This window comes from Acinetobacter sp. YH12043 (genome assembly GCF_013419915.1).
Taxonomy (GTDB): Bacteria; Pseudomonadota; Gammaproteobacteria; order Pseudomonadales; family Moraxellaceae; genus Acinetobacter.
Window position 1 is genome coordinate 1 of the sequence record NZ_VOZD01000023.1, and the last position, 26,801, is coordinate 26,801.

Sequence of the window (26,801 nt, forward strand, 5' to 3'; positions counted from 1 at the left end):
TCCCTTCCCGAACTCAGAAGTGAAACCTCTTAGCGCTGATGGTAGTGTGGGGTCTCCCATGTGAGAGTAAGTCATCGCCAGCTCATTATTCCAAAAGCCCTCTGCTCACGCAGGGGGCTTTTTTTATATATAACATATAAACCTTTTTTATCTTTAACGACTAATTTTTTACGGCTGTATAATCTCTGATCAGCTGTAAAATGTTATACTACTCTTGTAAATATTTTTTATTCTCTGAGTCATATGCAGCAGATTCTCATAAACACATTTGTGTTGATATGGCTCAGTTTGATTTCTCCACAGCTATACGCTGTAACAGAATTAAATTTTGATCATCATCAGTATGTCAAACTCGATGGAGAGTGGGAGTTCTATCCCAATCAGTTGATTGATCCCACTTCTGGGCAGCGACCATCCCCATTAAATTCCTTTAGTCAGACTCTGGCTGTTGAAAAAGTTCATTTACCTAATTCTTTCCTGACCTTAACAGGTCATAAAGACTATATTGGAACTTTTCAAAAAACCTTCAGGCTGCCTGAATCAGCCATTAATCATGCGGTTTATGTTTACATACCATACCAGTATGGGGCTTATCGCCTGTATGTTGATGATCATCTCCTGATAGAAGTAGGGCAGGTAGGCATACATGGTCAGCATCAGACCATGATGGCGCCAAAGTTGGCTTCTTTCTTTCCCTCACAGCGGGAAGTGACGATTACCATTCAGGCTTCAAGTTATCACCATATCCGTGGCGGGCTGGAAAACAGCATGTTTATTGGCTTTAACCAGCCTATTCTGGATAAGTTTTATGATCAGGTAATTCCTTTAAGTGTGATCAGTGGCGTTCTGCTGATGATTGGCTGCTTTATGGTGTTCTTTGCAGTATTTCGCAGCCTTAAAACGCAAGCAGGTAATTTGCTGCTGTTTCTAGGGTTATTTATTCTGTGCTTGAGCCTACGTAGCTTCTTTGCCGTTCCATTTATTTATACTTTATTCACGGATATTTCCTGGGTATGGGGGACACGATTTGAGTATTTACTGACTGAATTGGCGACTCTGTTCTTCTTGATTTATATCTATTTATTGCCGTATCGACTGTTAAATCCTTATTTATTAAAAATCACAGCTTTGTTAATTAGTATCAATGTGGCTGTGACCCTGTTTACGCTGCCTTATATCTTCCAGAGCTTCTTTTTCCAAAGCTTTAGTATTGCAGTACTGGTTTTTATTAATCTGCTTTATGGCGCTTACCGCATGCACAAATCGCATGTGCGTTATTCCAAGATCAATTCTATTGCGGTGGTGCTGGTCTGCCTGACCTTCCTGCATGACTATTTACTTGCGCTTAAGGTAATTGATTCAGTTGAAATTGCATTTTATACCTCCTGTGCCTATTTTATTTTAATTACCTTTCAGCTCAGCCGTGATTATGCGGTGCAAAGTATTAATACCGAGTTGTTAAACAAGCAGCTTTTGCGCCTGAATAAAGAACTTGATCAGAAGGTTCAGGACCGTACACGTGATATTACTCTGCTTAATGAGAAACTCGCGCAGCAGGTGAGGCTGGATTCGCTGACAGGTGCTTATAATCGCTTTGCCTTAAATGAACAGCTTCAGCAGCAATATGAGCATGCGATCGTAAACCAATCTTCGCTGGCTGTTTATATGATCGATGTGGATTATTTTAAAAACTATAATGACTATTATGACCATCTCAAAGGTGACTATATTTTAAAAACACTGGTTCAAACCATTCAGCAAATATTGCCTGAAAATGGCTTTCTGGCACGTTATGGGGGTGAGGAATTTGCGGTTTTACTGGCAGATATTTCCTGGCAGGAAGCCGAAGCTTTTGCCGAGCAACTTTGTGAGGTCATCCGTAAGCTCAATTTGGAACATGCCAATCGTGGGGATGACAAGTCCTGGATCAGTATCAGTGTTGGGGCAGCGATTATGGATGCTGAACATATCTATAGAAATGTTGACCGTTTACTGAAAACAGCCGATCAGCAGTTGTATCAGGCGAAAATTCTTCGCGATTCAGCCTGTATTAAATAATAAAAAATCCAATCAATACATCAGCTATCTTTATCCGATCAAGTTATATCCGCTTACGATTCCTTTACTTTTTTATTATTTTAGCCGCTGTCTGGAATGCTAAATTGGTACTTATCTGAATGAAATTAGCATGAAAAATAACAATGAAACAAACTCAAATTGCAGCAATTTTATTATTAGGCTTGGGTTCCTATAGCCTGACTGCCTGTGCCCAAGACAAGATTTCATCACCGGCAGCTGGACAATCCGCTGCCAAAACCACACAGCAAGCCTATAAAGTCGAAGAATTTGCACAATTGAATGAGCCCTGGGCACTGACTGAGCTGCCAGATCAGCGTTTACTGATTACCGAAAGATCTGGAAAGTTAAAATTATTTAATCCAGCCAATCGCAGTACTCAAACTGTTCAGGGTATTCCTCAAGTGGCCTATGGCGGACAAGGTGGCTTAGGCGATGTCGTACTCCATCCTGACTTTGCCAAGAATCAGTGGGTATATCTCAGTTATGCTGAACAAGGGCAGGGTGGTTATGGTGCAGTCGTGGTTCGTGGCAAGTTAGATCTCACCAAGAGCACGCCACAGCTCACTCAGATCAAAAAAATCTGGACTCAGGTACCGAAATTTTCTTCCGGTCAGGGGCATTATGGGCACCGGATTATCTTTGGCTCAGATAACAAACTCTGGATCAGTTCGGGTGAACGTCAGCAATTTAATCCAGCTCAAGATATGAAATCCAATGCCGGCAAGATTATTCGTCTGAATGATGATGGTTCAATTCCTTCCGATAATCCATTTATGAATCAGGGTGAAATTGCCAAGCAGGTCTGGAGTCTGGGACACCGTAATCCTCTCGGTCTGGCATTTGATCCACAAGGGCAGCTTTGGGTGATTGAAATGGGGCCTAAAGGTGGTGATGAGCTGAATAAAGTGATGAAAGGCAAAAATTATGGCTATCCGATTGTCTCTAATGGGGAGCATTATGATGGCAAGCCGATTCCAAATCACAGTACCCGACCAGAGTTCGAAGCACCGGCATTAGATTGGACTCCCGTAATCTCTCCTTCAGACTTGCTGTTCTATACTGGCAATAGCTTTCCTCAATGGAAAAATAAAGCCATTGCTACAGGTCTGTCTTCTCAGGCAATGATTGTAATCGATACCACTCAAAATCCTGCGAAAGAAATACAGCGACTGGATATGAAAGAGCGGATTCGTGGTGCGATTCAGGCCAAAGATGGCTCACTCTGGGTGATTGAAGATGGTCCAAAAGCCAAGTTGCTTAATATGATCGCATCTCAGTAAAAAGCTAAATAGTTAATATCAGAATGAAAGAAAAAGGCCCCAACTCCTGTGAGGGCCTTTTCAAATTTAGCTCAGATACCTATCCTCCGGTATCAATCAGCATCCTGCCGATGTTTTATTCTTGTTTTTGCAAGGCTTCCTGTCTTGGTATGCACTCAATATAGCCTGAGTCAGAAAGACCGAGTAGAGGCATTGACCGCATCTGCTGTAGGCCAGAGGCGACAAGCTCACTTGAAAATATTTGTCCGATCAAATCCCAAGTTATCAGGACAATTTTACGATATGGTAGAGATAGAAGACCTTATTGAAGCTCATCTCTCTATTCAATAAAAAAATATTTAAAAAAATTCCATAACATAATAGAAAGGAGAAGCACATGCCTACCGTTCAAATTGAAGTCCGGCAGCAATATTCCCAGGCTGATGAAGAGCAGTTACTCGACAGCGTATTTCACTGTGTGAAAAATGCCTTTCAACTGCCTGACTATGACCGTAATATCCGGCTGGTGGTACATGAAGCCCATCGTTTTCAATATATGGGCTCATCTGGCCCAGCCTGAATACTTTACCTTGATCACTATTGACTGCTTCGTTGCCCGAAGTCTGGAGACCAAGCGCAAACTGTATCAGCAGATTATAGAAAGCTTGGGAAAATTGGGCATTCCGCCTGATCATATTCTGATTCATCTGCGAGAAAGTCCATTGGAAAATTGGGGAATCCGCGGTGGGCAAGCGGCCTGTGATGTCAATTTAGGCTTTAATGTAGAAATCTGATTTTTTTAAGAAAAATACCAGATTTTAAATACAAAAAAGCCCCAACATCCTGTTGAGGCTTTTCTGGATTTGCTTCTCAGATCTGACTCCTGTCTAACCTGTCAACGTCCTGTTACTCTGCGCTTTTTATTGTTGTTGTATCGCTTTGCAGACTTCCTGTCTGTCTATGAATCAAACTATAGCCTTGAACTGAAAGTGGGAATAGCCGACAAATTCTGCGCTGCCTGTAGGCTAAAGCGCACATCGCTGTCGTCCTCAGGCACTGACATATTGGATCAGCTTATCCACGACATCTCTAAGTGTTTTATTTTCGAATTCATTCCCTTCAAAGCTGTAGTCCTTATTGCGACTAAAAATGTCCCGCAGCTCTACAATGGCATTGGTATCCACCATGCCAAGCTGAGTGCCGACCTGACGGATTTGATCAATGGAACGTGAGCCGTTGGTGACGCCATAACCGATATAAGCTGCCGGTTTGCCTTGCCATTCCTTGGCCAGATAATCAAGAGCATTCTTTAATGCCGGGCTATAGCCATGGTTATATTCAGGGCTGATAAAAATAAATGCATCCGCAAGGGCAATAAAGTCGGCCCATTCCTGCTGTTTCGGCTGATCATAAATACCGGTCAATGGAGGATGAGAACCAGCAAAAAGCGGAAGGTCCCATTCTTTTAAGTCGACAAGTTCGGTTTCAAGCGTGCTAAAACCATATTTTTTAATTTCCTGTAGTACCCAATGTGCGACCTTAATTGCTGTACGTCCTTCACGCACACTGCCAACCACAATATAAATTTTCATATCTTTCCCTTTCTTATCGTATTCTCATCAAATTAAATTAATCAGATTTATTAATAGAGACTAGAGAGGATTTGTATCCAGAAACTAAAAAAGCTCCCGAAGGAGCTCTTTTAAATCATGTGATTAGCTGATATTACATCAGCTTCACGCCTTGCTGGCCAGCCGGAGTGACTTTGAAGATTTCGACTTCAAAGGTGATATTTTTACCTGCAAGAGGATGATTAAAGTCCACTTCGGTAATATCATCATTTACGGATCTTACTACGCCATACAAAGTCGATTTGGCCTTGTCTTCAAACTCGATCATGTGACCTTCGATCGGACGTTCGCCAAATTTCACCGTATCAAATTTTTGAACATTTTCAGGATTCCACGGACCAAAAGCTTCTTCGGGTGGAAGGCTGACAGTACGACGGTCACCGGCACGCAAGCCCATTAAGGCTTTTTCAAAACCTGGTAATAGGTTGCCATCACCAATGGTCAGGCTTACCGGTTCTTCACGGCTACGGGTATTGTCAATTTCTACGCCACTTTCGATCGCGACAGAAAAATGAAGCTCGACTTTAGAGCCGTCTTCAACACGAGTTTCCTCGTTAGGATTAATAAAATCAGTCATGTTGCGCCTGTGCACGTTGAATTCGGTGTTTTTCCAGGAAAAACGTATCAATCAGCAGCAGAATCGTACCTAAAGTAATGGCACTATCCGCAATATTAAAAGCAGGGAAGTGGCTGTTCTGATAATAGACATGAATAAAGTCAACCACATAACCCAAAGAAATGCGATCAATCAGGTTACCAATAGCACCACCCAGAATCAGGGCAACCGCTAATGGTAATACTTTCATGCTCTTTGGCATACGCATCAGCCAGAACACGAAAACCACAGACACTAAGCCTGCAAGAGAAGTAAAGAAATAACGTTGCCAGCCACCGGCATCGGACAAGAAACTAAAGGCAGCGCCATAGTTATGTAACAGTGTCCAATTTAAAAAGGGCAGGACGGGCACCGGATCTGCATATTCCAGATGTGTTACCGCAATCCATTTGGTCCATTGATCTAAAATGATCGCCAGAATAGCCAGTCCGATCCACCACAAATTGTGAGGATAGAACTGGAACAGACCCTTTTTCTGCTGTGGGTTAGGCATATTTTCTCTCTTCACCTTGGCCGCTCGGGAGGTTAATAATACAACGACCGCATAGTCCTGGATGTGAGGCATGTGTATTCACATCAGGAAGCACGTGCCAGCAGCGTACACATTTCTCGCCATCTGCCGCAGATACTTTCACGTGTAGGCCTTCAAGTTCAGCGTCATTGCCTTGAGCAGCATCAAATGGATTCACGATTACCTGAGAAGTGATCAAAACGAAACGCAGCTCATCACCCAGACGGTCTAGAACAGCTTTCAGTTCATCATTGGCCCACAGCTCAACTTTGGCAGACAGGTTTGAACCCACCAGTTTCTCGTTACGCGCATTTTCAATGTGCTTGTTCACCGCAGATTTCACTGTAATCAGGGTTTGCCAGTCTGCTTCAGACAACAGGTTTGCCTGTGCTGAAACTGGAATATCGTACCATTCAGCAGTGAACACATATTTCTCGCTTTGACCTGGAATTAGTGGCCATGCTTCTTGAGCGGTGAAGCTCAGGATTGGTGCCATCCAGCGAACAAAGGCTTGTACCAGATGATACAGCGCAGTTTGCGCAGAATGACGTGCCTGTGAATCTGCTTTAGTGGTGTACTGACGGTCTTTGATGATGTCTAAGTAGAAACCACCGAGGTCGTTAATACAGAAATTGGTCAAGGCATTGGTCACGATATGGAAGTTCATATCTTCATATGCTTTCTTGATGGTTTCCTGTACATCATTGGCGCGTTGCAGGATGTATTGATCCAGTGCAATCAGTTGATCTACAGGTAGTGCATCAGTTTCCGGATTGAAGCCATTCAGGTTTGCCAGCAAGAAACGCAGGGTATTACGGATACGACGGTAACCATCTGATGCACGGTTAAAAATTTCTTTACCTGCGGTCATTTCATAACGGTAATCTGCTGAAGCGATCCAGAAACGCAGGCCGTCTGCACCCATGTTCTTGATAATGTCTTGCGGAGTAATAATATTACCCAGCGATTTCGACATCTTGCGACCTTTCTCATCAACCACGAAACCGTGAGTCAGCAGACCTTTATATGGCGCACGTTGATTGATTGCCATAGAGGTCAATAATGAAGACTGGAACCAGCCACGGTGTTGGTCAGAGCCTTCAAGATACAGATCAGCCGGATCGGTTAATTCTTCACGGTCACGCAGCACTGCATAGTGGGTTGTACCAGAGTCAAACCATACGTCTAAGGTATCACGAACCGCGTTGTACTGCTCAGCATCATCACCGATGAAGTCTTTGGCTTCACGGTTATACCAGGCATCAATACCTTCCTGTTCGATTAGTTTTGCGACTTCTTCGATCAGTTCAGGTGTACGTGGGTGCAGTTCATTGGTGTCTTTATGCACAAAGAATGGGATTGGCACGCCCCAAGTACGTTGACGTGAGATACACCAGTCCGGACGGCCTTCGATCATTGCCTGGATACGGTTTTTACCCCAATCCGGAACGAAGCTGATGTCATTTTCAATGGCATTCAATGCGCCCTGACGCAGACCTTTTTCATCCATGCTGATGAACCATTGTGGGGTCGCACGGAAGATGATTGGAGTTTTATGACGCCAGCAGTGCGGGTAGCTATGCTTGATCGGCTTATGTGCCCATAGCTTGTTAGCTTCGCCAAGTGCCGCAATAATTTGGGGATTGGCCTTGTAGATGTGCTCGCCTGCAAATAGTGGTGAAGTCGGTAAATACACACCATTACCACCTACAGGATTATCCACTTTCAGATTATACAGCAGACCAACTTTATAGTCGTCTACACCATGGCCAGGCGCAGTATGTACAGCGCCAGTACCGCTGGTTGCGATAACGTGTTCACCCAGAATGACTGGCACTTGACGCTCAGCAATTAAAGGATGTTGCAGTACCAGATTCTCAAGTTTCGCACCAGCAAAATCGGCAATCACTTCAACCGCGTTAAAGCCATAACGCTCAGTTGCAGATTCAACCAGATCTTTAGCCAGGATAAAGTTTTGTGCAGCTTTATCTTCACCACGTGCAACGACCAGCTGGTATTCAATTTCAGCATGCAGAGCAACCGCCTGGTTCGCAGGCAGGGTCCAAGGCGTAGTCGTCCAGATCACGATATCGGTTGAGTCTTTAACTTCAACACCTAAACGTGCAGACAGATCCGCCAGATCCACCACGGTGAAACCCACGTCAATCGCGTCTGACTTTTTATCTTCATATTCAACTTCAGCTTCAGCCAGTGCTGAACCACAGTCCAGACACCAGTTCACCGGTTTAAGACCTGGCTGGATATGGCCATTTTTCGCGATTTCACCGAGTGAACGCACGATGTTGGCTTCCTGCTTGAAGTTCATGGTGAGGTAAGGATTGCTCCAGTCACCAAACACGCCCATACGGATGAAGTCTTTTTTCTGTAGCTCCACCTGACTCAATGCATATTCGCGGCAAGCTTTACGGAAAGTAGGCGCATCCACTTTAACGCCGACCTTACCGACTTTTTCTTCAACTTTCAGTTCAATTGGAAGACCGTGACAATCCCAGCCTGGCACATAAGGCGCATCAAAGCCGTCCATGATGCGGCTTTTAATGATGATGTCTTTAAGTACCTTGTTGACTGCATGACCTAAGTGAATCTGGCCATTGGCATATGGAGGGCCATCATGAAGCACGTATTTTTTCTTGCCAATTCGCGATGCACGAATCTGCTGATAAATGTCATCGGCATACCACTCTTCTAACCATTTCGCTTCACGTACTGCCAGATTTGCTTTCATTGCAAAGTCAGTACCTGGGAGGTTCAGCGTGGCTTTATAATCCACTGCATTTTCAGGAGTTTGCTTATCGCTCATGCAAGTTGTCTTCCAATTTAATCAGTCATTAGACTGACACGTTTTACAATAAAAATACGGGACATTAAAAGGGAAATGTGGGGTGTTTTCGACGAAACTCAAGCAGTTTCTCAACATCATCATCAATTCCGGCCTTTAACGCTTCAAGCGAAGGATAATCTTTTTCGCCATGCAGATAATTCAAGAAGGTTACCCGCATTAACAGGCCATACAGATTAGCAGAAACATCAGGAAAATGTACTTCTAATCGCCATTCCGGATGAGTCTGTTTGATCGCAGGGCGGGTACCTACATGACCGGCACCAAACAGGCTGCCCTGATCATAGCCGGCAATACCCGGCTGTTCAGGATTTTCTTGCTGAACCTTGGCGCTGAGTGATCCGGTTTCACAGACGACTTCAACCCCATAAATACCCTGCAGACAGGGTCTATGCCGGTTTAACCGGACATTAATGGTCGGGAAATCAATGGTACGACCAATCTGGTCGCCGTATTGCACCCGGCCGGTAATACTATAAGGACGTCCCAGTAATTTGGCTGCCAGAGCCAGGTCACCCGCTTGCAGAGTCTGACGGATGCGGGTAGAACTGACCCGTTCACCATCCAAGGCAATGGTATGCAGGTTGGTAACCTTAAATCCGTAGTCTCGCAGGAATTCACTATTACCTTGACGGTTTTTACCAAAGTGAAAATCATCCCCCAAGACCAGATGCGCTGCATTCAGTTTATCTTTCAGAATGTCGGCAAAGGCTTCGGCACTCAGGCTACGAAAATGATGATCAAACTTGGCGACCGCAATATAGTCCACACCCAGTTCGCTTAAATATTCCACTTTTTCACGCAAAGAGGAAATACGCGGCGGTGCTTCATAACCTTTAAAAAATTCAAGCGGTTGTGGCTCGAAAATCATCACAACAGTTTTTAGTTGCTCAGCTTCTGCAACAGCTTTTAACTGTTTGATCATGGCCTGATGACCCAGATGCACGCCGTCAAAATTACCAATCGTAACGGCGGTTTTTGGCAATTCAGAATGTGACGCTAAAGCATTGAGACGGAGCAGCTGCATAGGCGAAATCAGGGAATTGAAAAATAGGAAAGGCTATATATTGCCATAATCTCAACGATTCGTCTTGTTGTTGTGTTTTTATGCAAAAAAATTATTGAAAAATCACGAAACCCATCAAGAAGAAAGTGTGCCATCCAAGAATCTTCTGCGGTTATTTAAGTGAAAGATCTGCAAAACAGAAATCTAAAAACCCGCTTTTCATTGCCTGGATTTTGCTTTCTAATGTCACGGTTTTCTCAGTCTCGGGTAGTTTGCATGTCAGATTCGGCACTCATCATGGCATTGGCCAGTGAATCCAAAGGTTTGTTCGAAGCAGAAGGTGTAGAAGTCCACTATAGTGGCATCGGCAAGGTGAATGCTGCTTTTAAGGCTTTTGAAGTGATTCAGAAAACTCGCTGTAAGACCCTGATTAATCTGGGCACCGCAGGCAGTTCCCATTTCAAGGCGCATGAACTGGTCGAAGTTAAGCGTTTTGTGCAACGTGATATGGATGTTTCACCCTTGGGGTTTGACGTCGGCATTACCCCGATGGATAATCATTTGCCGGGTGCAATTGATCTGGAACCGTTCTTTGCCCATTTACCGAAAGGGGTTTGTGGAACAGGGGACAGCTTTGAAATAGACTTACCAAAAGTGGCTTGTCAGCTGGTGGATATGGAAGGCTATGCGCTGGCCAAGGTATGCAGAAAATTGGATGTGCGCCTGATTTCAGTCAAATATATTACTGACGGTGCAGATGATAGCGCTCACTTGGACTGGGAAGAGAATCTGCTGCTGGGTGCGCAGAAATTATTGAATTTATATCGAACGTTAAAATAATAATAAAGGGTGAGAGAAGGGGTCGGCGACCATAAAATTTATGGTCGTATGCCAAATAATTTTTGCGTTGACCTATTTTTCTTGTGTACGCGGAAGTACGCCGTACAGCATCATATGTACAGTATGCTGGATAATCCGTTGTTGCATGCTGCGGTTACGTAAGGTCTTGCCTGTTACCATTTCCATCTGAGTCGCGAAATCTGCATAGTTCTGGGTTACCGCCCAGATATTCAGAATCAGCAGTTCAGGATCGATATCTTTAGAAATCTTGCCTTGTTCCTGCCAGTTTGAAATCACTTTGGCTTTACGCTTGACCAGTTTTTTCAATGGACCTTTTAATATTTCTAAAATGTGCGGCGCACCCTGAATCACTTCCAGAGCGAACAGGCGTGAAGCTTTAGGCTGGGTACGCGATACTTCAATTTTTTGCATCAAATAATTGGTAATCGCTTCTTCAGGCTCAAGATCAGCTTCTAGCATTTGTAAAGGTGCCAGCCATTTTTGTAGAACGGTCGTTAAAACCTCTACATAGAGCGCCTCTTTATTTTCGTAATAATAGAAAATATTCGACTTATGCATTTCTGCAATTTGCGCGATCTCATCTAAACTCGCCCCATTAAAACCGTATAGGGAAAAAACATCGAGTGCAGCATTCAGCAGCTGGTTGCGTTTTTGAGTACTCTTTTTTTGTTCCATCAGCAAATATTAAAAACAATTAAAAAGGGAATTTTTAATTGTACGTCAAATCATCAGATTTGTGCATCAAGTCAGGTGCTAATTTTATGAATAATGATGATTTATTCTTTAGATTAAAGATATAATTAGTATCGGTTTAAGGCGCAGGAATTAAAAACCAAGCTTTTGAAAAGGTTGATGATTTTTTAAGTACTAATTATTACATTGAAGCATCATAAAGTTAAAATAAAATTAATGAATGAAGTTGAAATTTTGCCAATTGCTGAATAAATAATCAGTGAGACAGATATTCTCTTGATTCGAAATAAGGAATCCAGAATAAACAGTTATTCCAGATTCCCTCACATTTTAGGTTGCCAGAACGGCATTCAGAACCTGCTGTTCAAGTTCGGCGAATTTCACATTCTTTTGTCGTGGACGTGGAAGATCAACTTTGAACTCTTTGGCAATATGGCCTTTATCCAACAGGATAATCCGGTCTGCCAGTTGTACGGCTTCACTCACGTCATGGGTGACCAGAATCGCGGTAAAGCCCTGTTCAGTCCATAATTTTTCAATTAGGTTCTGCATATCCAGACGGGTCAGGGCATCCAGCGCACCAAGTGGTTCATCTAGTAATAAAATACGCGGCTTATGTGACAAGGCACGTGCCAGAGCTGTACGTTGACGCTGACCACCAGATAGTTGTGAAGGCCAAAGCCCAGCTTTTTCTTTTAAGCCGACTTTCTCCAGCATTTGTGAAGCATTGCCATGCTGGTCTTTTGGTAAGCCAAGTTGTACGTTCTGTTCGATGCTGCGCCATGGCAATAGACGCGGATCCTGGAACATCACGCGGATATCATCAGCGGTAATACCTTCACGAATATGACGCGCAGACTTGAATTTAATTTCACCGTAACTCTGTTTTTCAAGATCGGCAATCAGACGGAGCAGGGTACTTTTACCACAGCCACTACGTCCAACAATCGCCAGAAATTCACCCGGCTGAATATGCAGGTCCAGATCTTCCAGTACCTTCACCGAGCCATAGAACTTGTGCAGCTGTTCAATAATAATTTCGGCACCGGCAACTGCATTGGGATTGATATCGGTTGCAGCAGGCTCCTGCACTGCAGTCGGATCATTGGCAAGACGCCCTAAGCTGAGATCAGTCATCACATGCTCCTCAATATTTTTTCAATTATTTTTGATAGCCAGCATGCCAGCGCAGCAGGAATCGTTCTAAGGCCACGGCCAGGACATCTGCCAGTTTACCGAGCAGGGCATACAGTAAAATACCCACCAGTACGACATCGGTTTGCAGGAATTCACGCGCGTTCATGGTCATATAACCGATACCGGACTGGGCAGAAATCGTTTCCGCCACAATCAGCAGTACCCACACCAGACCGAGTGAAAAACGCAGACCGACCAGAATTGAAGGCATTGCCCCTGGCAGGATGATTTCTTTATAAAGCTGCCAGCGGGTCAGGCCATAGCTTTTACCCATCTCGATCAGCTGGGGATCAACTGAACGAATGCCATGATAGGTATTGATATAGATCGGGAAAAACACACCAATCGCGACCAGAAACAGCTTGGCTGATTCATCAATTCCGAACCAGAGAATCACCAGTGGAATCAAGGCCAAAGCCGGGATATTACGGATCATTTGCAAGGTGGTATCGAGCAGGGTAGAGGCAGTTTTGGATGAACCATTCAGTAGACCCAAAACCAACCCTAGACCACCACCTACTAATAAACCACTTAAGGCACGGCCAGCACTCACTTTGACATGTGTCCACAATTCACCGCTGAGCAGCAAATTCCAGAACGCGATGACTACGGCACTTGGTGCAGGCAAAATGCGGCTTTCCAGCAAACTGGTACTCGACGCGATTTGCCAGAGTAGAATTAATCCGACAGGAACTAACCAGGGCAGCAAACGCTGCCCAAGCTGTGTTCCACGTGAAACCTTCTTTTCTGCGAGGGTTTCAACTGAAACGACTTTCGACATTAAGCTGGCTCCTGAATACTCTCAGCCTTCTTGTTCTCATCTGGAGTGTAGTTATTTGCCACAATCTCACCGAATGGACCAGTCAGGTTTGGCTGAGCCAGTTTTTGCTGAGTTTCAAGCGGAAGTAATGGGAATACCAGTTCCGCAAAACGGATCGATTCTTCCAGATGTGGGTAGCCTGAGAAAATGAAGGTATCGATACCTAGATCAGCATATTCCTGAATACGTGCTGCGACAGTTTCTGGATCTCCTACAAGCGCTGTACCTGCACCGCCACGTACCAGACCTACACCTGCCCACAGGTTTGGAGACACTTCGAGTTTGCTACGGTCGCCATTGTGCAGCTCAGCCATACGACGTTGGCCGACAGAGTCCATTTGCTTGAATTTCGCTTGTGCAGCAGCAATGGTGGCATCATCCACATATTGGATGAGCTCGTCTGCTGCTCTCCATGCTTCTTCATTGGTTTCACGCACGATCACATGCAGACGGATACCGTAGCTCAGCTTGCGACCTTTCGCTTCCGCTTTGGCACGCACATTTTCAATTTTTTCTTTCACTGCTGCAGGTGGCTCACCCCAAGTCAGGTAAGTGTCAACCTGATCAGTGGCCAGTTCAACGGCTGCATCTGAAGAGCCACCGAACCAGAGTGGTGGATATGGTTTTTGAATTGGTGGATAAAGCAGTTTGGCATCATCTACACTGAGACGTTCGCCATGGAAAGTGAAGCTTTCGCCGGTATGTGAACGGGTCAGAATTTCACGCCAGATTGTCGTATATTCAGCTGCAGTCTTGTAGCGTGTTGCATGATCTTCATAAACGCCGTCGCCTTTTAGCTCTTGCTCATCACCACCCGTCACCAGGTTCAGCAATACACGGCCACCAGACAGACGGTCAAAGGTTGCAGCCATACGTGCAGTCAGAGCAGGCGTAGTAACACCTGGACGCAGCGCGACGAGGAATTTCAGTTTTTTAGTCGCATCAATCAGGCTGGCTGCGGTTAACCACGGATCTTCACATGAACGGCCAGTCGGGATTAATACACCTTCATAACCAAGATTATCGACCGCAACCGCAATCTGCTTCATGTAGGCATGATCAACCTGGCGTGCACCTTTGCTGGTACCTAAGTAGCGGCTGTCGCCATGTGTCGGGATAAACCAGAAAATTTTCATGTCTTTGATCCTTAGATTATTTGCCTGCCCAAACGGCTTGCTGAATATTGATAGATTTCGGAATGATCTTGAGTTCGCTGAAACGGTTTGCGAGTTCCTGCTGATCGGCAATTACTTTCTTGGTGAGCGGTGCCGCACCAGACGGATTCGGACGACGCTGGATAAAGGTCTGGCTGACAATCGGTTTTAGACCGGTACTTTGTGCAAAGATGCTTGCAGTTTCAGCCTTATGGCTTTGTACCCATTTATCTGCAACATTGACCTGCTTGATAATGCCTTTTAAGGCTTGCGGGTGATTTTTGATCAAATTTTCTGAAGCGAGGTAAAAGGTGTAATTGGGACTTAAGCCCTTACCTGAAGATAAAACTCTGGCTTTATCTTCTACTTGAGCCGCAGCATAGTACGGATCCCAAATCGCCCAGGCATCAATCGCACCTTTTTGGAAAGCTGCACGCGCATCAGCAGGGCTTAGCCAGACCGGTTGGATATCGGTCCATTGCAGACCCGCTTTGCGTACTGCCTGTACCAGTAAATAATGTGAGCTTGAACCGCGGTGCACGCCAACACGTTTACCTTTGAGCTGGCTCAGCTTGGTAATTTTGGAATTGTGCTGGACCAGAATGGCAGAAGATAAAGGTTTTGCAGTTTCATAAGCAAAATAGTGCAATGGCTTATTGCCTGCCTGAGCGTAGACAGGAGGTGTATCTCCAGTTGCACCTACATCAATAGAACCTACCGCCAGTGCTTCTAGAATTTGTGGTCCGCCTGGAAATTCGTTCCAGCTGATTTTTGCATTTGGAAATTCCTTTTCAAACAGCTTTTGCTGCTGTGCAATCACCAGGTTTACAGAGGCTTTTTGATAACCCACACGCAGCTGTTTAACTGAAGGATCCACTGCCCAAGCGGCACTTGAACCCAACATCGCGCAAGCAACTAATGCAGCGTTCATCCCATGACTGGAGGTCTTGAACCATGTGATTGCTTTGTTGTGTAGCTGATGTTGAGTCATGATTAAATCCCCTAAATTGTTCTTTGGTTTACTTCGCGATAATTGCAGATTGAATATTCAGTTTTGCTGGAATCAGTTGCTGGCCATAGAAGGCATCAGCCACCTGTTGTTGTTTTTGTGCCACTTCGGGAGTGAGTGGTTTTACCCCAAAGCCCATGCGTGAAATAGATGTTTTCAATACATCAAAGGCCAGGCCTGTCGGTTTTTCCAGAAGTTTGGCTGCTTCATCCTGATGAGCAGAAACCCACTCAGTGGTCAGGTTGAGTTCATTCACGACAGCTTCAATAATCTGTGGGTTGGCTTCAGCAAACTTGCGATCTGCCAGATAGAACTGATGATTACTGACGATGTTCTCACCCGTGGCGATGACACGGGCACCAATCTGATGTTCTGCTGCAGCGAAGAACGGATCCCAGATCACCCAGGCATCGACAGCACCGCGTTCGAAAGCGGCACGGGCATCAGAAGGTGGCAGGTAAACCACTTCGATATCGCTGAGTTTCAGATTATTGGCTTCAAGGACTTTGAGTAGTAAGTAATGAACATTTGAGCCTTTATTTAAGGCAACACGTTTGCCTTTCAGATCCTGAACTGACTGGATATTCGAATCTTTTTGTACGATTAGCGCTTCAGCTTTCGGTGCTTCAGGCTGATTGGCCACATAGACCAGATTTGAGTTCGCTGCTTGAGCAAAGATCGGTGGCGCTTCACCGGCTTCACCAAAAGATACGCTGCCGACATTCAAGCCTTCAAGCAACTGAGGACCAGCCGGGAATTCAACCCATTTCACATTCACGCCTTGTTCTTTTAATGACGTTTCTAAGGTGCCACGTTCTTTTAAGATCGGCAGTACGCCATATTTCTGGAAACCAATATTCAGGGTCACGGCTTCCTGTTTTTTGCCACAGCCAGACAGCATCATCACGCCAGCCACCGCAGCACTAAGGACCGCAGTTTTTGTGAATAATTGAATGTGTGATTGGCGCATGAATCAGAACTCCTGAAAATTTAGAAATGTGAAATGAAGAACTTAGGCATACGCTAAAGCTTTTTACTTTTCTAAAAAAATAACTATTCAGGAATTTCTAATGAAGAAAAAAGATAAATAAAAAAGTGCAAAACTTATGCAGGAAAGTGATTTACACATTAATTTAGGAAGAAAGAATTATTTATATAAGACAATGAAATATAAAATTATTTATTCTAAATAAAGTGGCCAGATATGCTTATTAGAAAATCAGCAATAGGATTTTTATGCTGAATACAGGTTTTATGAATATCGTTATCTAAAATAGAGATATGAGAGCGCATAAAAAAGTCACTTTAAAGTGACTTTTTACAGACAATTGAATTGCGCTGATAATTATAAAAAGCCTGTCGGGCATCAGGCAAATCATCTACTGATGCCGGTTCAAAACCCTGTTCCAGAAACCAGTGTGCGGTACGGGTCGTTAAAATAAACAGTTGCTGAATACCCAGACTTTTGGCCTTATCTTCCAGATAATGCAGGATCTGGCTACCGCGGTTGGATTGACGGTAACTTGGATCTACTGCAACGCAGGCGATTTCTGCGGAACGCAGTTCATTGCCCGTAGTCGGAATCGGATACAGGGCAGCACAGGCCAGAATCATGCCGTCACGCTCAATTACCGCGAACTGGTCAATTTCATTTTCCAGACGTTCCCGCGAACGGTAAACCAGAATGCCTTCTTCTTCCAAGGGGCGAAGCAAGCGGATCAGGCCACCAACATCCTGAATGTCGGCCATACGCACTTCTTCATAATGCGCATCGGTGATCATGGTGCCGGAACCATCCCGGGTGAACAGTTCTTCCAGCAGGGCGCCGTCATAGGTATATGAAATCAGATGAACACGATTGACGCCATTTCGGGAAGCTTCCTGAGCGGCCTTGAGCTGGAGCCGAATTTCAATATCCTGTTCATCAGAAAGAATATAGTCATCCAGTTGCTGTGGGGTTACTTCCCGTTTTAACTGGCCCTTACTGTCGAGCAGACCATGCTGTCGACCCAAGATAATCAGTTTATCGGCTTTGAGGCGGGTCGCAGTTTTGGTGGCAACTTCCTCAGCTAGAAGGTTAAAAACTTCGCCTGTGGTTGAATAGCCGGTCGGACCGAGAATCACAATATTATGATTGTCCAGATGACGTTGAATCGCATCAGTATCAATCGCCCGAACTTCACCAGTTAACTGAAAATCAACCCCGTCACGGATGCCATAAGGTTTAGCTGTCACAAAATTTCCTGAAACGGCATCAATGCGCGCACCATACATGGGTGAATTGGCCAGCCCCATCGACAATAGCGCCTCAATCTGTAAACGGATCGATCCTACTGCATTCAGTACACAGCTTAAGGATTCACGAGTTGTGACCCGACGCTGCTGGTGGAAGGGGGTCTCGAAGCCACTCGCAGCCAGATTCTGGTTAATTTGCGGACGCGCGCCATGTACCAGAATCAGGCGGATTCCTAAAGAATTGAGCAGGGCAATATCATGAATGATGTGCTGAAAGTTGCCATGCAATACCGCTTCACCATCAAACATGATCACAAAGGTTTTATTGCGATGAGCATTGATATAAGGCGCAGAATGGCGAAACCAGTGCACATATTGCAAGGTGTTGCTCGGTGAGGTTTCTGCTGCAGTCATAGCTGTGCCTATTTCAATATTTAAAGATCTAGCTTTGATTCTAATGAAAAAATACTGAAGTGGAAGTACAGATATAAAAAAACACCTGAAGCGAGCTTCAGGTGTCTGCTAGAAGGGCAGAAAAGAGAATGATTAGTTGATGATTCGAACAATCTTGTCATTACGATCGTTGACTAGTACATAGTCACCATTGATTTTATACCATTGCTGGTTTTTACCTGCTTTCGGCAAACGGCGTGCTTCATAGCCACTGACTTCAAAGCGACGGTTGTCATACTGGTTTGGCAGTTTTTGACCTACACGCCAGTCACGGCTTGGGTTAACCCCACGGTTGTTGTAACGACGGTCATCCCATTTTTTCGCATCTTTATGATTCCAGTGCGGTGCTGGTTTATGCGGTGCATAACGTGGATCATGATGCTGCGGTGCTGCCATTGCAGAAGTAGCAACCAGCGCACTAAGAGATAAGGCAATTGTAGTTAAAACTTTTTTCATGGCTCTCACCTAAAAATCTGTACATGTTTTCGATGAGATTAAATTAGCGAATAAGTAGATAGAAAGCGTGAGGCCAGTTTAGTGGAATTGTTAAATTCATGAAGGAATTTAGGAGATTAGCCACGATTAAAAGGAAAGCTCTAAAATAAGAAAAAGCCTAAAAAGGCTCATCCGAAAAATCAAAAAGCCCAAACGAGGTTGGGCTTTGCATCAGGTTCTAAATCAGTCTCCGATAATCCGGACAATACTGTTATTTTCAGAGTTCACCAGAATGTAGTCATTGTTGACTTTGTACCATTGCTGCTTACGGTCTGGTTTAGGCAGTTTATGGTCCTTATATTCGACCTTGTAGCCATTACTGCGATAATGCTGCGGCATGACATAGCCAGGCTGCCAGCGTAACTGCTGCAGACGTTTAACACCACGTTCTTCACGCATACGGCGTTTATCATACTGGTCTTGGTGATCGTCATGGAACTCACGCGCTTTCTTGGCCTGATGATGACCCGGACCTCGTTCCATACGCTGTTCATCATTGAAATGAGGGGCAGCGTTTGCAACATTTGCCAGCATGAATACACTGCAGGACATCGCCAATGCTACCAGAACCTTTTTCATGTTGAGCCCTCATTCAATTGTTCATTTTCTACAGTAACTAATGTACGGAAAAATTGCAGAGAAACTGTGAAGAACTGGCTGAAGTTTTATATCAATTACAGAGAAATTATGATTATGCCATGATTTTACATAAGCTTAGGATGCACTTCAGTCAGTTGACCAGTTATGCCCAGCCCCATTGGCATTTCAGCAAAACCGGGATCAAGATGCAAGCGCAATGTCCTGAATTGTGTATCAAAACCGTCTCAAATTAGTGGAAAAATATTCTTTTTAAACACCGGATCTTGATTTGGTCATTGCAATTTTTCAGTTCCACTGTTCCGTTAAACCCTGTAAGGACTGAATGGCTTCAGCCACAGACTCTGCCTCGACTGCATCTTCTAAAGCCAAAATCAGGGCAGTTGATAACTGCAAGTTTTCAATACGACGAATAGTTTCAGTTTTACGTTTTTGGTCTGCCATTAAATTTTCCTTCGCTTTGATTTAACTTGAAAAGCATTATAAAAATTTTATATTAATTTGGAAAACCGAATAATTTTATATTATTGATTCATTAAAACGATTTATGTCTGTTTTTTAAAGAATTTAAGGATAAAAAAAGAGCATCATCCGTAAATGTGCTCTTTCGGGATCTAATGAACGATCTTAATAGGCATAGTTCAGATCAGTATAGTCACTTAGGGATTTCTGTACATGTGCCTGAATAAAAGTACGCACATCTTCTGCTGTCATTGCTTTGCCCTGATTGCTGATCACATGTTCAATTTCAGGCTGACCTTCGATCTTGATGCGATAGACAAAGTGTTTCGCTACCTGATAACGATCGCCCAGCTTTTCGATACCCGTCACATAATGATAGGAATGTTCAAAATTCAGATCGGTATGGGAAAAGACAAACTGGTCAAACAGTTTCAGTTTTTGACCATTTTCGAGTGCCTGAATGTCATCGACAATGCTGGCATCAAACTTCATGCCGTATTTTTCAGAGATCGGCTGCTGATCGACCAGCAGAGAGACCATGCCATCTTCCAAAGTCGTCACGGTGATGTTGTTTAAGTCAGTCATGTTGCACTCAAATAAAAATCTGTTGGCGCTAGTATAGGGGAATTTGCAGCGAACTGAATAAAGACAGTATTGTAGAAATAAGAAAGGTCTGGCTGATTCAGTCTGAAATCTGGATGAATTGGGCAGAAGAATAAGCCAGCTTTCAAATGGGTCTTATCTTTATAGAGTTTAAAAAAAACAAAAAGCCAATGCGGACATTGGCTTTTAAATAGGCGTCAATTAAAGCTTAATCTTGAGCATCAATACTTTGACCATTCATATGCAAGCTATCTTCACCCATCAGGTACAGATAGGCTGGCATGATGGAATCCGGTGTCGGTAAGGTTTTCGGATCTTCATTCGGATAAGCCTTGGCACGCATTGCCGTACGTGTAGCGCCTGGATTGATACAGTTAAAACGGATATTCGAATTGACCCGTTCTTTGGCAAATAACTGGCTCACTGCTTCAATGGCAATTTTTGAAACTGAATAAGCGCCCCAGCATTCCCGGGCTTCACGACCTACGCCGGAACTGGCAAAGACCACAGAAGCATGTTTGGATTTTTCCAGCAGGGGTAACAGGGCTTGGGTAATCACAAAAGGCGCACGAAGGTTAACCGCCATGACATCATCCCAGACATTAACCGGATAATCTGCCAGTGGCACTCGCTCGCCTAAAATACCGGCATTATGCAAAATCCCGTCCAGACGGCCAAACTGGCGATCGAGCGTGTCGAGCAATAATTCATAATCACGTTCAGAGGCGCTAGATAACTGCAATGGGAGAATGGCAGGTTGCGGCGCACCTAAGCTTTCAATCTCGTCATAAATGACTTCAAGCTTGTTTAAGGTACGCCCGTGCAGAACTACAGTTGCCCCATGCAGGGCATAGCTGATTGCTGCTGCACGACCAATGCCATCGCCCGCACCCGTGATCAGGATGATACGATCTTTTAACAGATCGGGGCGAGGTTGATATTCTGAATACTTCATTATCTACCTCCTCATTATTATTGTTAAGTGTCTTCAGTAGTTTCAGGAATCAAGACAGGACACTTGGCTCGCTCAAGACCAGTTTCTGAATGTGCTGATGTAACTCGTTCACTGTATTCACTATATAGTCGGCTTGCCAGGCTGTTAAGTCATCTTTGTATTGCAGTGGTAAATAACCGTATGCTGCCAGTATGGTATACATCTTGGCATTGCGGCCTGCATCAATATCTCGTGGATGGTCACCGACATAAATACAATCTTCTGCAGCCAGCTGTAGCTGCTCGGCAGCCAGATACATCGGCTCCGGATCTGGCTTGGTTCGGGTCACATCTTCCGGACAGACCAGTACGGCACAGCGCTCGGTCAGGTTTAAAGCTTTGAGTAAAGTTTCGCTCAACCAGCGCGGTTTATTGGTCACAATTCCCCAAGGGATATCATTTTCCTCTAATTCTTTAAGTAGAGGATACATTCCGCTGAACAGGTCTGTATCCACAGCAATATCTGCACCATACATATCCAGAAAACGCTGGCGATGATCCAAGAAAACCGGGTCTTCCAGTTGCAGTTCCGGATAGACCAATTTGACCATAGCACGTGCACCTTCTGAAACCTGGGTACGGATCAGATCAGCTTCCACCACGTCACGGCCGGCTTCACGGCACATATGCTGGATAATCCGGATAAAGTCAGCTGCGGTATCAATTAAAGTACCATCGAGGTCGAATAGAACCGCCTTCATTGGGCAGCCTCTTGCGCACTTTCTTTAACGGTATACACCATATAGTTCACGTCAACATTCGGTGCCAGCCAGTAACGCTTGGTCAGCGGGTTATAATGCAGGCCAGTCATATCTTTCAGTTTTAAACCGGCATTACGGATGTCGTGCGCCAACTCAGAAGGCTTGATGAATTTGCTGTAATCATGTGTACCTTTGGCCAGCATACGCAGGATATATTCTGCACCAATGATCGCGAACAGATAAGATTTTGGATTACGGTTAATGGTCGAGAAGAAGACATGACCACCCGGTTTGGCCAGTTTATAACAGGCCTGAATAATAGAGGCTGGATCAGGTACATGTTCCAGCATTTCCATACAGGTAACCACATCGTATTGACCGGCTTGCTCTTCTGCCAGCTGTTCTACCGGAATCTGACGGTATTCAATATTGCTAACATCTTCCTGCTCAGCATGGATGCGTGCCACATTCAGTGGCGCTTCGCCCATATCAATGCCCAGCACCTGAGCGCCACGGCGCGCCATGCTTTCTGACAGGATGCCCCCGCCACAGCCCACATCCAGCACTTTCTTGCCGCTCAAGCCACCAGCATGTTCATCAATCCAGTTGAGACGTAGCGGATTGATCATATGCAATGGGCGGAACTCGGAATGCTGATCCCACCATATAGCTGCAAATGCTTCAAACTTGGCAATTTCTTGTGGATCAACATTCAATTGCGACATCGGTGTTACCTCAATCAGTCGTGATTATTTAAAATTTAAGTTCGCCCAGAGGCGGTATAAACAGATTTAACTTCTTGTAAATCAGTACACTTGTTTAGTGTAGCGATTCTGGAAAAAAAAGCGATAAAAGCTGTAAAAAAGTTCACAGAATAAAAACGAAACCGGCATAATTACTTTATAGTGAAGCCATAAATTAGACATAATGATTTAGAGGACGATAATCCCAATGAAAAAATTTATTTTAGGCACTGTAGCCGCATCTGTTTTGGCATTTTCTGGCAGTGCAATGGCCGCCAACTTTGTAGCAGGTCAAGACTATCAAGTCCTGGCGAATCCAGTAAAAGTTGAAAAGCCGGGGAAAATTGAAGTCCGTGAATTCTTCTGGTATGGCTGTGGTCACTGCTATTCTCTTGAACCACACATGCAAAGCTGGTTAAAAAAATTACCTAAAGATGTACGTTTCGTGCGTACCCCAGCCGCGATGAATCCACTATGGGAACAGGCAGCTCGTGCGTATTATGTGTCTGAAGCTCTAGGTGTTCGTCAAAAAGCGCATTTGCAGCTATTTCATGATATCCATGCGAAGAAACAGCCAATTCTGGAGCAGGCTCAATTGGCCAAGTTCTATACCCGTTATGGTATTTCTGAAGCGAAATTTAATACCACTTATAAATCATTCCCGATTTCTTCAAAAATCGCACAGGCCAAAAATCTGGCTGCGACTTATCAGTTAAGCGGCGTACCAGCGGTAACCGTAAATGGTAAGTATGTAGTTCAGGGCGATGATGCCAAAGTGGTTCAAGTGGTGAATTATCTGGTTGAAAAAGAGCGTAAAGCTAAATAACACCAGATCTGCATGAATCTAAAAACCCGCAGCTGTATGCGGGTTTTTTTATGTCAGGATAAAATTGAATTGTGAAATAGATTTCACTCAGATGAGACCTCAGGTTTGAGATAAAATTCCACGAAATAACAGTTCTAACTGCTTTAGGCTTTGCGCTTTGAAGTCATTTATCCGAGTTTGTCGCAGTTCGGGATCAGGCTGTGCCTGAAGCTGAATCCAGCCCATAGCCCAGTTTAATGCGAGAGGAACTAAGATCTGTGCCAGTGCGGTTAATTCGGCTGGAGAAGGAGATTGCTGGACGGCTGGAATCTGTTCCAGGGTATGCCTTAAATCTTGGGTCAGATAATGAATTTCCCGCTCAATCCCTTGTCTGAGAATGATAGAACCGCCCCAACGTTCGGCACTGACAAATGTCCAGGCTTCGGAATGGGCATCAACTGCCTGAAAAAACAGTTCGATCATGGCTGAAAGCTCATCCAGAGAAAAATCTGCAGGTCCCAACTGATTCAGCACACCTTTGAGATGAATTGAAACCTGATCCAGAAGTTCTAGTCCCAACTGATCCATATTCTGAAAGTGTCGATAAAATGCGGCAGGCACCAGTCCGACTTCATGAGTGATTTCACGCAGGCTGATGCTGCTAAAGGCATGGCCACGGCTGCTCAATGCCAAGGTAGCATCGAGGAGGGCCTGGCGGCTTTGTTGCTTGCGTTCTTCACGTAAAGACATAGGGATTTTCCTTCGGCAGATCTGTAGTTTAGCAAAAAAGATCTGCTCATCGCAGTAGAGCAGATGGACTGAAAAATCTATATAAGCAAAGCGTGTCCAGTGATTTTGTAAATGATCTGTCCTCTGTTCCAATCTTGGCGGAGGCTTCTGTTATACTGAGCCGCAATTATTTTTAGTCAACAGCAGGACCTATTATGCGTATCGACCAACGAGCATTAGATCAATTACGTGAAGTGAAAATTACCCGTAACTATACACGTTATGCGGAAGGTTCCGTATTGGTTGAATTTGGTCATACCAAAGTGCTGTGTACTGCCAGTGTGGACAGCTCTGTACCACGTTTCCTGAAAGGTCAGGGTCAAGGCTGGGTAACAGCGGAATATGGCATGCTGCCACGTTCAACACATACCCGTAGTGATCGTGAAGCTGCTCGCGGCAAACAAAGTGGCCGTACTCAGGAAATCCAGCGTCTGATCGGTCGTAGCCTACGTTCAATGGTCGACCTGAAAAAACTCGGCGAAAATACCATCACCATTGACTGTGATGTGATCCAGGCAGATGGCGGTACCCGTACTGCATCAATTACGGGTGCTGCAGTAGCACTGATTGATGCCATGAATGTATTGCTTGAGAAAAAGAAAATCAAACAGGACCCACTTAAAGGTCTGGTAGCAGCCATTTCTGTAGGTATCTTTAAAGATGAAGTACTGCTGGATCTTTGCTATGAAGAAGATTCAAACTGTCAGACTGACTTGAATGTCGTGATGACTCAGGCAGGTGAATTTATTGAAATCCAAGGTACTGCTGAAGATAAGCCATTTACCCGTGAGCAATGCAATGACATGCTGGCCATGGCTGAAAAAGGGATTCAGGAACTGATCAAGAAACAGCAAGAAGCTTTGGGCTGGTAAGCTTTTCAAGTTGTAAAAAACGCATCTTCGGATGCGTTTTTTATTGTACCTACACATTGCCTGACAAAAAATGAACAGGATCTGTCTACTGTGTAACCTCTGTTTTAAGCGATGATCTTTTAACCAAATCTCATTCAGAGGGGTATAACATGAAAATATGGTTAATGGCATTTTCAGTATTTGCTGTGCTGGGTTTAACTGCCTGCGATTCGAATTCTCGTGATAAAAACCGCGATGGTGCAAATATGGAACGAGGAAGTGATACCAATTAACAGAGTAGAGGCCATTCAACCTCTATGATTTATATTCTTGAGAATAAGAAAAAGGGTGCTGTGGCACCCTTTTTTAATAATAAGACTTTAACCATTAAAACGCATCGACAGGTCAATGGCTTTGACATCTTTGGTCAGTACGCCCATCGAAATATAATCTACGCCTGTACTCGCCACTTCACGTAAGTTATCAATGGTGATATTGCCTGAAGCTTCCAGTTTACAGCGACCAGCCACATGTTTAACGGCATCAATCATTTGCTGCTGACTGAAATTATCCAGCATCACGATATCAGCCTCGGCTTCTAGGGCCTGATTCAGTTCATCCCAGGTTTCAACTTCCACTTCAACTGGTTTACCCGGTGCAATCTGGTGGGCCATGGCAATCGCCTGGCGAATGCCGCCGGCTGCCATAATATGATTTTCTTTAATCAAAAAGGCATCGAATAGGCCCAGACGGTGATTCTGACCACCACCGACAGCAACAGCATATTTTTGGGCAATACGTAAGCCTGGCAGCGTTTTACGGGTATCTAAGAGCTTGGTATGCAGACCGTCCAACTCTTTGACATAGGTTGCTGTTTTGGTCGCAACTGCAGACAGCGTCTGTACAAAGTTCAGGGCAGGGCGTTCTACAGTCAGTAGGCTACGTGCAGAACCGGCCAGTTTTAGAAAAGCTTCATTGGCAGCGACATGATCGCCGTCATTTTTTAGCCAGATCACTTCTACACTCGGATCATAGGCCTGAATCAGGGCATTGACCCAAGGCTGACCAGCAAGAACCATTGCTTCACGGCTAATAATCGTGGCAGTCGCCTGTTCATCTTCAGGAGTCAGCAGGGCAGTAATGTCACCATCGCCAATATCTTCGGAGAGTGCCTGTTGAATATTGATCTGAATCGACTGTTCTAGCAAAGCCTGAGATATGCTCATGAGTATTTCCGTATCTTTTTTAGCCGTGAAAAATTGTGCGTTATCTTAACACCGTTACATTAAAATGAGCGATTTTTCATACAGCCTGCCGGGATGAATTGAGATTTGCCTATGAAAGTTTTAGCATTAAGCCGGCTGCAATCCTGATATTG

The 26,801-nt window shown here is 44.5% G+C and carries 27 protein-coding genes and 1 pseudogene; 7 read left to right on the forward strand and 21 right to left on the reverse strand.

Annotated features, from left to right (window positions below; all coding sequences use genetic code 11):
- The first annotated feature begins 270 nt into the window (after nucleotides 1-270).
- From FTU01_RS11490 to FTU01_RS11500, 3 genes and pseudogenes are all read left to right on the forward strand, one after another.
- On the forward strand, nucleotides 271-2,058 hold the full coding sequence (locus FTU01_RS11490) for a GGDEF domain-containing protein (RefSeq protein WP_180139180.1): 1,788 nt from the start codon (nucleotides 271-273) through the stop codon (nucleotides 2,056-2,058).
- 143 nt (nucleotides 2,059-2,201) lie between these two features.
- A complete protein-coding gene (locus FTU01_RS11495; RefSeq protein WP_180139183.1) occupies nucleotides 2,202-3,359 on the forward strand; it encodes a PQQ-dependent sugar dehydrogenase in 1,158 nt (385 codons plus the stop codon).
- Between the two features lie 376 nt (nucleotides 3,360-3,735).
- Nucleotides 3,736-4,132 (forward strand): annotated as a pseudogene (locus tag FTU01_RS11500) (tautomerase family protein).
- A gap of 255 nt (nucleotides 4,133-4,387) precedes the next feature.
- On the opposite strand, the gene FTU01_RS11505 reads toward FTU01_RS11500, so the two are convergent.
- From FTU01_RS11505 to ribF, 5 genes are all read right to left on the reverse strand, one after another.
- Nucleotides 4,388-4,930, reverse strand: a complete 543-nt coding sequence (locus tag FTU01_RS11505; protein ID WP_180011127.1) for an NADPH-dependent FMN reductase — start codon at nucleotides 4,928-4,930, stop codon at nucleotides 4,388-4,390.
- A gap of 133 nt (nucleotides 4,931-5,063) precedes the next feature.
- Nucleotides 5,064-5,546 (reverse strand): peptidylprolyl isomerase, encoded by a 483-nt coding sequence (locus tag FTU01_RS11510; protein WP_125278879.1) that lies wholly within the window; start codon nucleotides 5,544-5,546, stop codon nucleotides 5,064-5,066.
- A complete protein-coding gene (lspA, locus tag FTU01_RS11515; RefSeq protein WP_004781354.1) occupies nucleotides 5,539-6,078 on the reverse strand; it encodes a signal peptidase II in 540 nt (179 codons plus the stop codon). Before lspA ends, FTU01_RS11510 begins: the two co-directional genes overlap by 8 nt.
- Nucleotides 6,071-8,917: an isoleucine--tRNA ligase gene (gene ileS / locus FTU01_RS11520; protein ID WP_180139186.1), complete on the reverse strand. Its 2,847-nt coding sequence runs from the start codon at nucleotides 8,915-8,917 to the stop codon at nucleotides 6,071-6,073. Before ileS ends, lspA begins: the two co-directional genes overlap by 8 nt.
- A 64-nt stretch (nucleotides 8,918-8,981) precedes the next feature.
- Nucleotides 8,982-9,983, reverse strand: coding sequence for a bifunctional riboflavin kinase/FAD synthetase (gene ribF / locus FTU01_RS11525; protein WP_034705207.1), 1,002 nt, complete (start codon nucleotides 9,981-9,983; stop codon nucleotides 8,982-8,984).
- Between the two features lie 255 nt (nucleotides 9,984-10,238).
- Between ribF and FTU01_RS11530 the strand changes: the two genes are divergently transcribed.
- On the forward strand, nucleotides 10,239-10,802 hold the full coding sequence (locus FTU01_RS11530) for a 5'-nucleosidase (protein ID WP_180011126.1): 564 nt from the start codon (nucleotides 10,239-10,241) through the stop codon (nucleotides 10,800-10,802).
- Between the two features lie 72 nt (nucleotides 10,803-10,874).
- Here FTU01_RS11530 and FTU01_RS11535 read toward each other — a convergent pair whose 3' ends face one another.
- The 14 genes from FTU01_RS11535 to ubiG form a co-directional block, all read right to left on the reverse strand.
- Nucleotides 10,875-11,498 carry a TetR/AcrR family transcriptional regulator gene (locus FTU01_RS11535; RefSeq protein ID WP_005232857.1) on the reverse strand — a complete coding sequence of 208 codons (624 nt, stop codon included), beginning with the start codon at nucleotides 11,496-11,498 and terminating at the stop codon, nucleotides 10,875-10,877.
- A 348-nt stretch (nucleotides 11,499-11,846) separates the two neighbouring features.
- Complete coding sequence (locus FTU01_RS11540; RefSeq protein ID WP_180011124.1) at nucleotides 11,847-12,653, reverse strand: ABC transporter ATP-binding protein; 807 nt, start codon at nucleotides 12,651-12,653, stop codon at nucleotides 11,847-11,849.
- A gap of 25 nt (nucleotides 12,654-12,678) precedes the next feature.
- On the reverse strand, nucleotides 12,679-13,494 hold the full coding sequence (ssuC, locus tag FTU01_RS11545) for an aliphatic sulfonate ABC transporter permease SsuC (protein ID WP_180025300.1): 816 nt from the start codon (nucleotides 13,492-13,494) through the stop codon (nucleotides 12,679-12,681).
- The gene (gene ssuD, locus FTU01_RS11550) at nucleotides 13,494-14,669 is read right to left on the reverse strand and encodes an FMNH2-dependent alkanesulfonate monooxygenase (protein WP_166137591.1); all 1,176 of its coding nucleotides are present in this window, start codon (nucleotides 14,667-14,669) and stop codon (nucleotides 13,494-13,496) included. Before ssuD ends, ssuC begins: the two co-directional genes overlap by 1 nt.
- Nucleotides 14,670-14,685: 16 nt before the next feature.
- Nucleotides 14,686-15,618: a sulfonate ABC transporter substrate-binding protein gene (locus FTU01_RS11555; protein WP_257218576.1), complete on the reverse strand. Its 933-nt coding sequence runs from the start codon at nucleotides 15,616-15,618 to the stop codon at nucleotides 14,686-14,688.
- An 88-nt stretch (nucleotides 15,619-15,706) separates the two neighbouring features.
- The gene (locus FTU01_RS11560) at nucleotides 15,707-16,666 is read right to left on the reverse strand and encodes a sulfonate ABC transporter substrate-binding protein (protein ID WP_180025298.1); all 960 of its coding nucleotides are present in this window, start codon (nucleotides 16,664-16,666) and stop codon (nucleotides 15,707-15,709) included.
- 335 nt (nucleotides 16,667-17,001) lie between these two features.
- Nucleotides 17,002-18,345, reverse strand: coding sequence for an amino-acid N-acetyltransferase (gene argA / locus FTU01_RS11565; protein ID WP_180015462.1), 1,344 nt, complete (start codon nucleotides 18,343-18,345; stop codon nucleotides 17,002-17,004).
- 132 nt (nucleotides 18,346-18,477) lie between these two features.
- Nucleotides 18,478-18,840 (reverse strand): RcnB family protein, encoded by a 363-nt coding sequence (locus tag FTU01_RS11570; RefSeq protein WP_159124174.1) that lies wholly within the window; start codon nucleotides 18,838-18,840, stop codon nucleotides 18,478-18,480.
- A 222-nt stretch (nucleotides 18,841-19,062) separates the two neighbouring features.
- Nucleotides 19,063-19,458: an RcnB family protein gene (locus FTU01_RS11575; protein ID WP_180139189.1), complete on the reverse strand. Its 396-nt coding sequence runs from the start codon at nucleotides 19,456-19,458 to the stop codon at nucleotides 19,063-19,065.
- A 306-nt stretch (nucleotides 19,459-19,764) separates the two neighbouring features.
- Nucleotides 19,765-19,920, reverse strand: a complete 156-nt coding sequence (locus FTU01_RS11580; RefSeq protein WP_004781372.1) for a hypothetical protein — start codon at nucleotides 19,918-19,920, stop codon at nucleotides 19,765-19,767.
- Nucleotides 19,921-20,103: 183 nt separating this feature from the next.
- Entirely contained in the window at nucleotides 20,104-20,523 is a 420-nt protein-coding gene (locus tag FTU01_RS11585; protein WP_180002558.1) for a hypothetical protein, read from the reverse strand.
- A gap of 226 nt (nucleotides 20,524-20,749) precedes the next feature.
- Nucleotides 20,750-21,496 (reverse strand): YciK family oxidoreductase, encoded by a 747-nt coding sequence (locus tag FTU01_RS11590; protein WP_004781375.1) that lies wholly within the window; start codon nucleotides 21,494-21,496, stop codon nucleotides 20,750-20,752.
- A 49-nt stretch (nucleotides 21,497-21,545) separates the two neighbouring features.
- Entirely contained in the window at nucleotides 21,546-22,235 is a 690-nt protein-coding gene (locus FTU01_RS11595; RefSeq protein ID WP_180015455.1) for an HAD family hydrolase, read from the reverse strand.
- Complete coding sequence (gene ubiG, locus FTU01_RS11600) at nucleotides 22,232-22,960, reverse strand: bifunctional 2-polyprenyl-6-hydroxyphenol methylase/3-demethylubiquinol 3-O-methyltransferase UbiG (RefSeq protein ID WP_034704015.1); 729 nt, start codon at nucleotides 22,958-22,960, stop codon at nucleotides 22,232-22,234. Before ubiG ends, FTU01_RS11595 begins: the two co-directional genes overlap by 4 nt.
- A gap of 226 nt (nucleotides 22,961-23,186) precedes the next feature.
- Here ubiG and FTU01_RS11605 point away from each other — a divergent pair, with 226 nt between their 5' ends.
- Nucleotides 23,187-23,804, forward strand: a complete 618-nt coding sequence (locus FTU01_RS11605; RefSeq protein ID WP_004781380.1) for a thiol:disulfide interchange protein DsbA/DsbL — start codon at nucleotides 23,187-23,189, stop codon at nucleotides 23,802-23,804.
- Between the two features lie 99 nt (nucleotides 23,805-23,903).
- Here the strand turns inward: FTU01_RS11605 and FTU01_RS11610 are convergent, their stop codons facing one another.
- The gene (locus tag FTU01_RS11610; protein WP_180139192.1) at nucleotides 23,904-24,533 is read right to left on the reverse strand and encodes a TetR family transcriptional regulator; all 630 of its coding nucleotides are present in this window, start codon (nucleotides 24,531-24,533) and stop codon (nucleotides 23,904-23,906) included.
- Between the two features lie 194 nt (nucleotides 24,534-24,727).
- Between FTU01_RS11610 and rph the strand changes: the two genes are divergently transcribed.
- Together rph and FTU01_RS15585 are read left to right on the forward strand one after the other, a co-directional pair.
- Nucleotides 24,728-25,444 (forward strand): ribonuclease PH, encoded by a 717-nt coding sequence (gene rph, locus FTU01_RS11615; RefSeq protein WP_004781384.1) that lies wholly within the window; start codon nucleotides 24,728-24,730, stop codon nucleotides 25,442-25,444.
- Nucleotides 25,445-25,593: 149 nt separating this feature from the next.
- Nucleotides 25,594-25,716, forward strand: a complete 123-nt coding sequence (locus tag FTU01_RS15585; protein ID WP_257233679.1) for a hypothetical protein — start codon at nucleotides 25,594-25,596, stop codon at nucleotides 25,714-25,716.
- An 87-nt stretch (nucleotides 25,717-25,803) separates the two neighbouring features.
- Here the strand turns inward: FTU01_RS15585 and nadC are convergent, their stop codons facing one another.
- Nucleotides 25,804-26,649, reverse strand: coding sequence for a carboxylating nicotinate-nucleotide diphosphorylase (gene nadC, locus FTU01_RS11620; RefSeq protein WP_034704010.1), 846 nt, complete (start codon nucleotides 26,647-26,649; stop codon nucleotides 25,804-25,806).
- Between the last annotated feature and the right edge of the window lie 152 nt (nucleotides 26,650-26,801).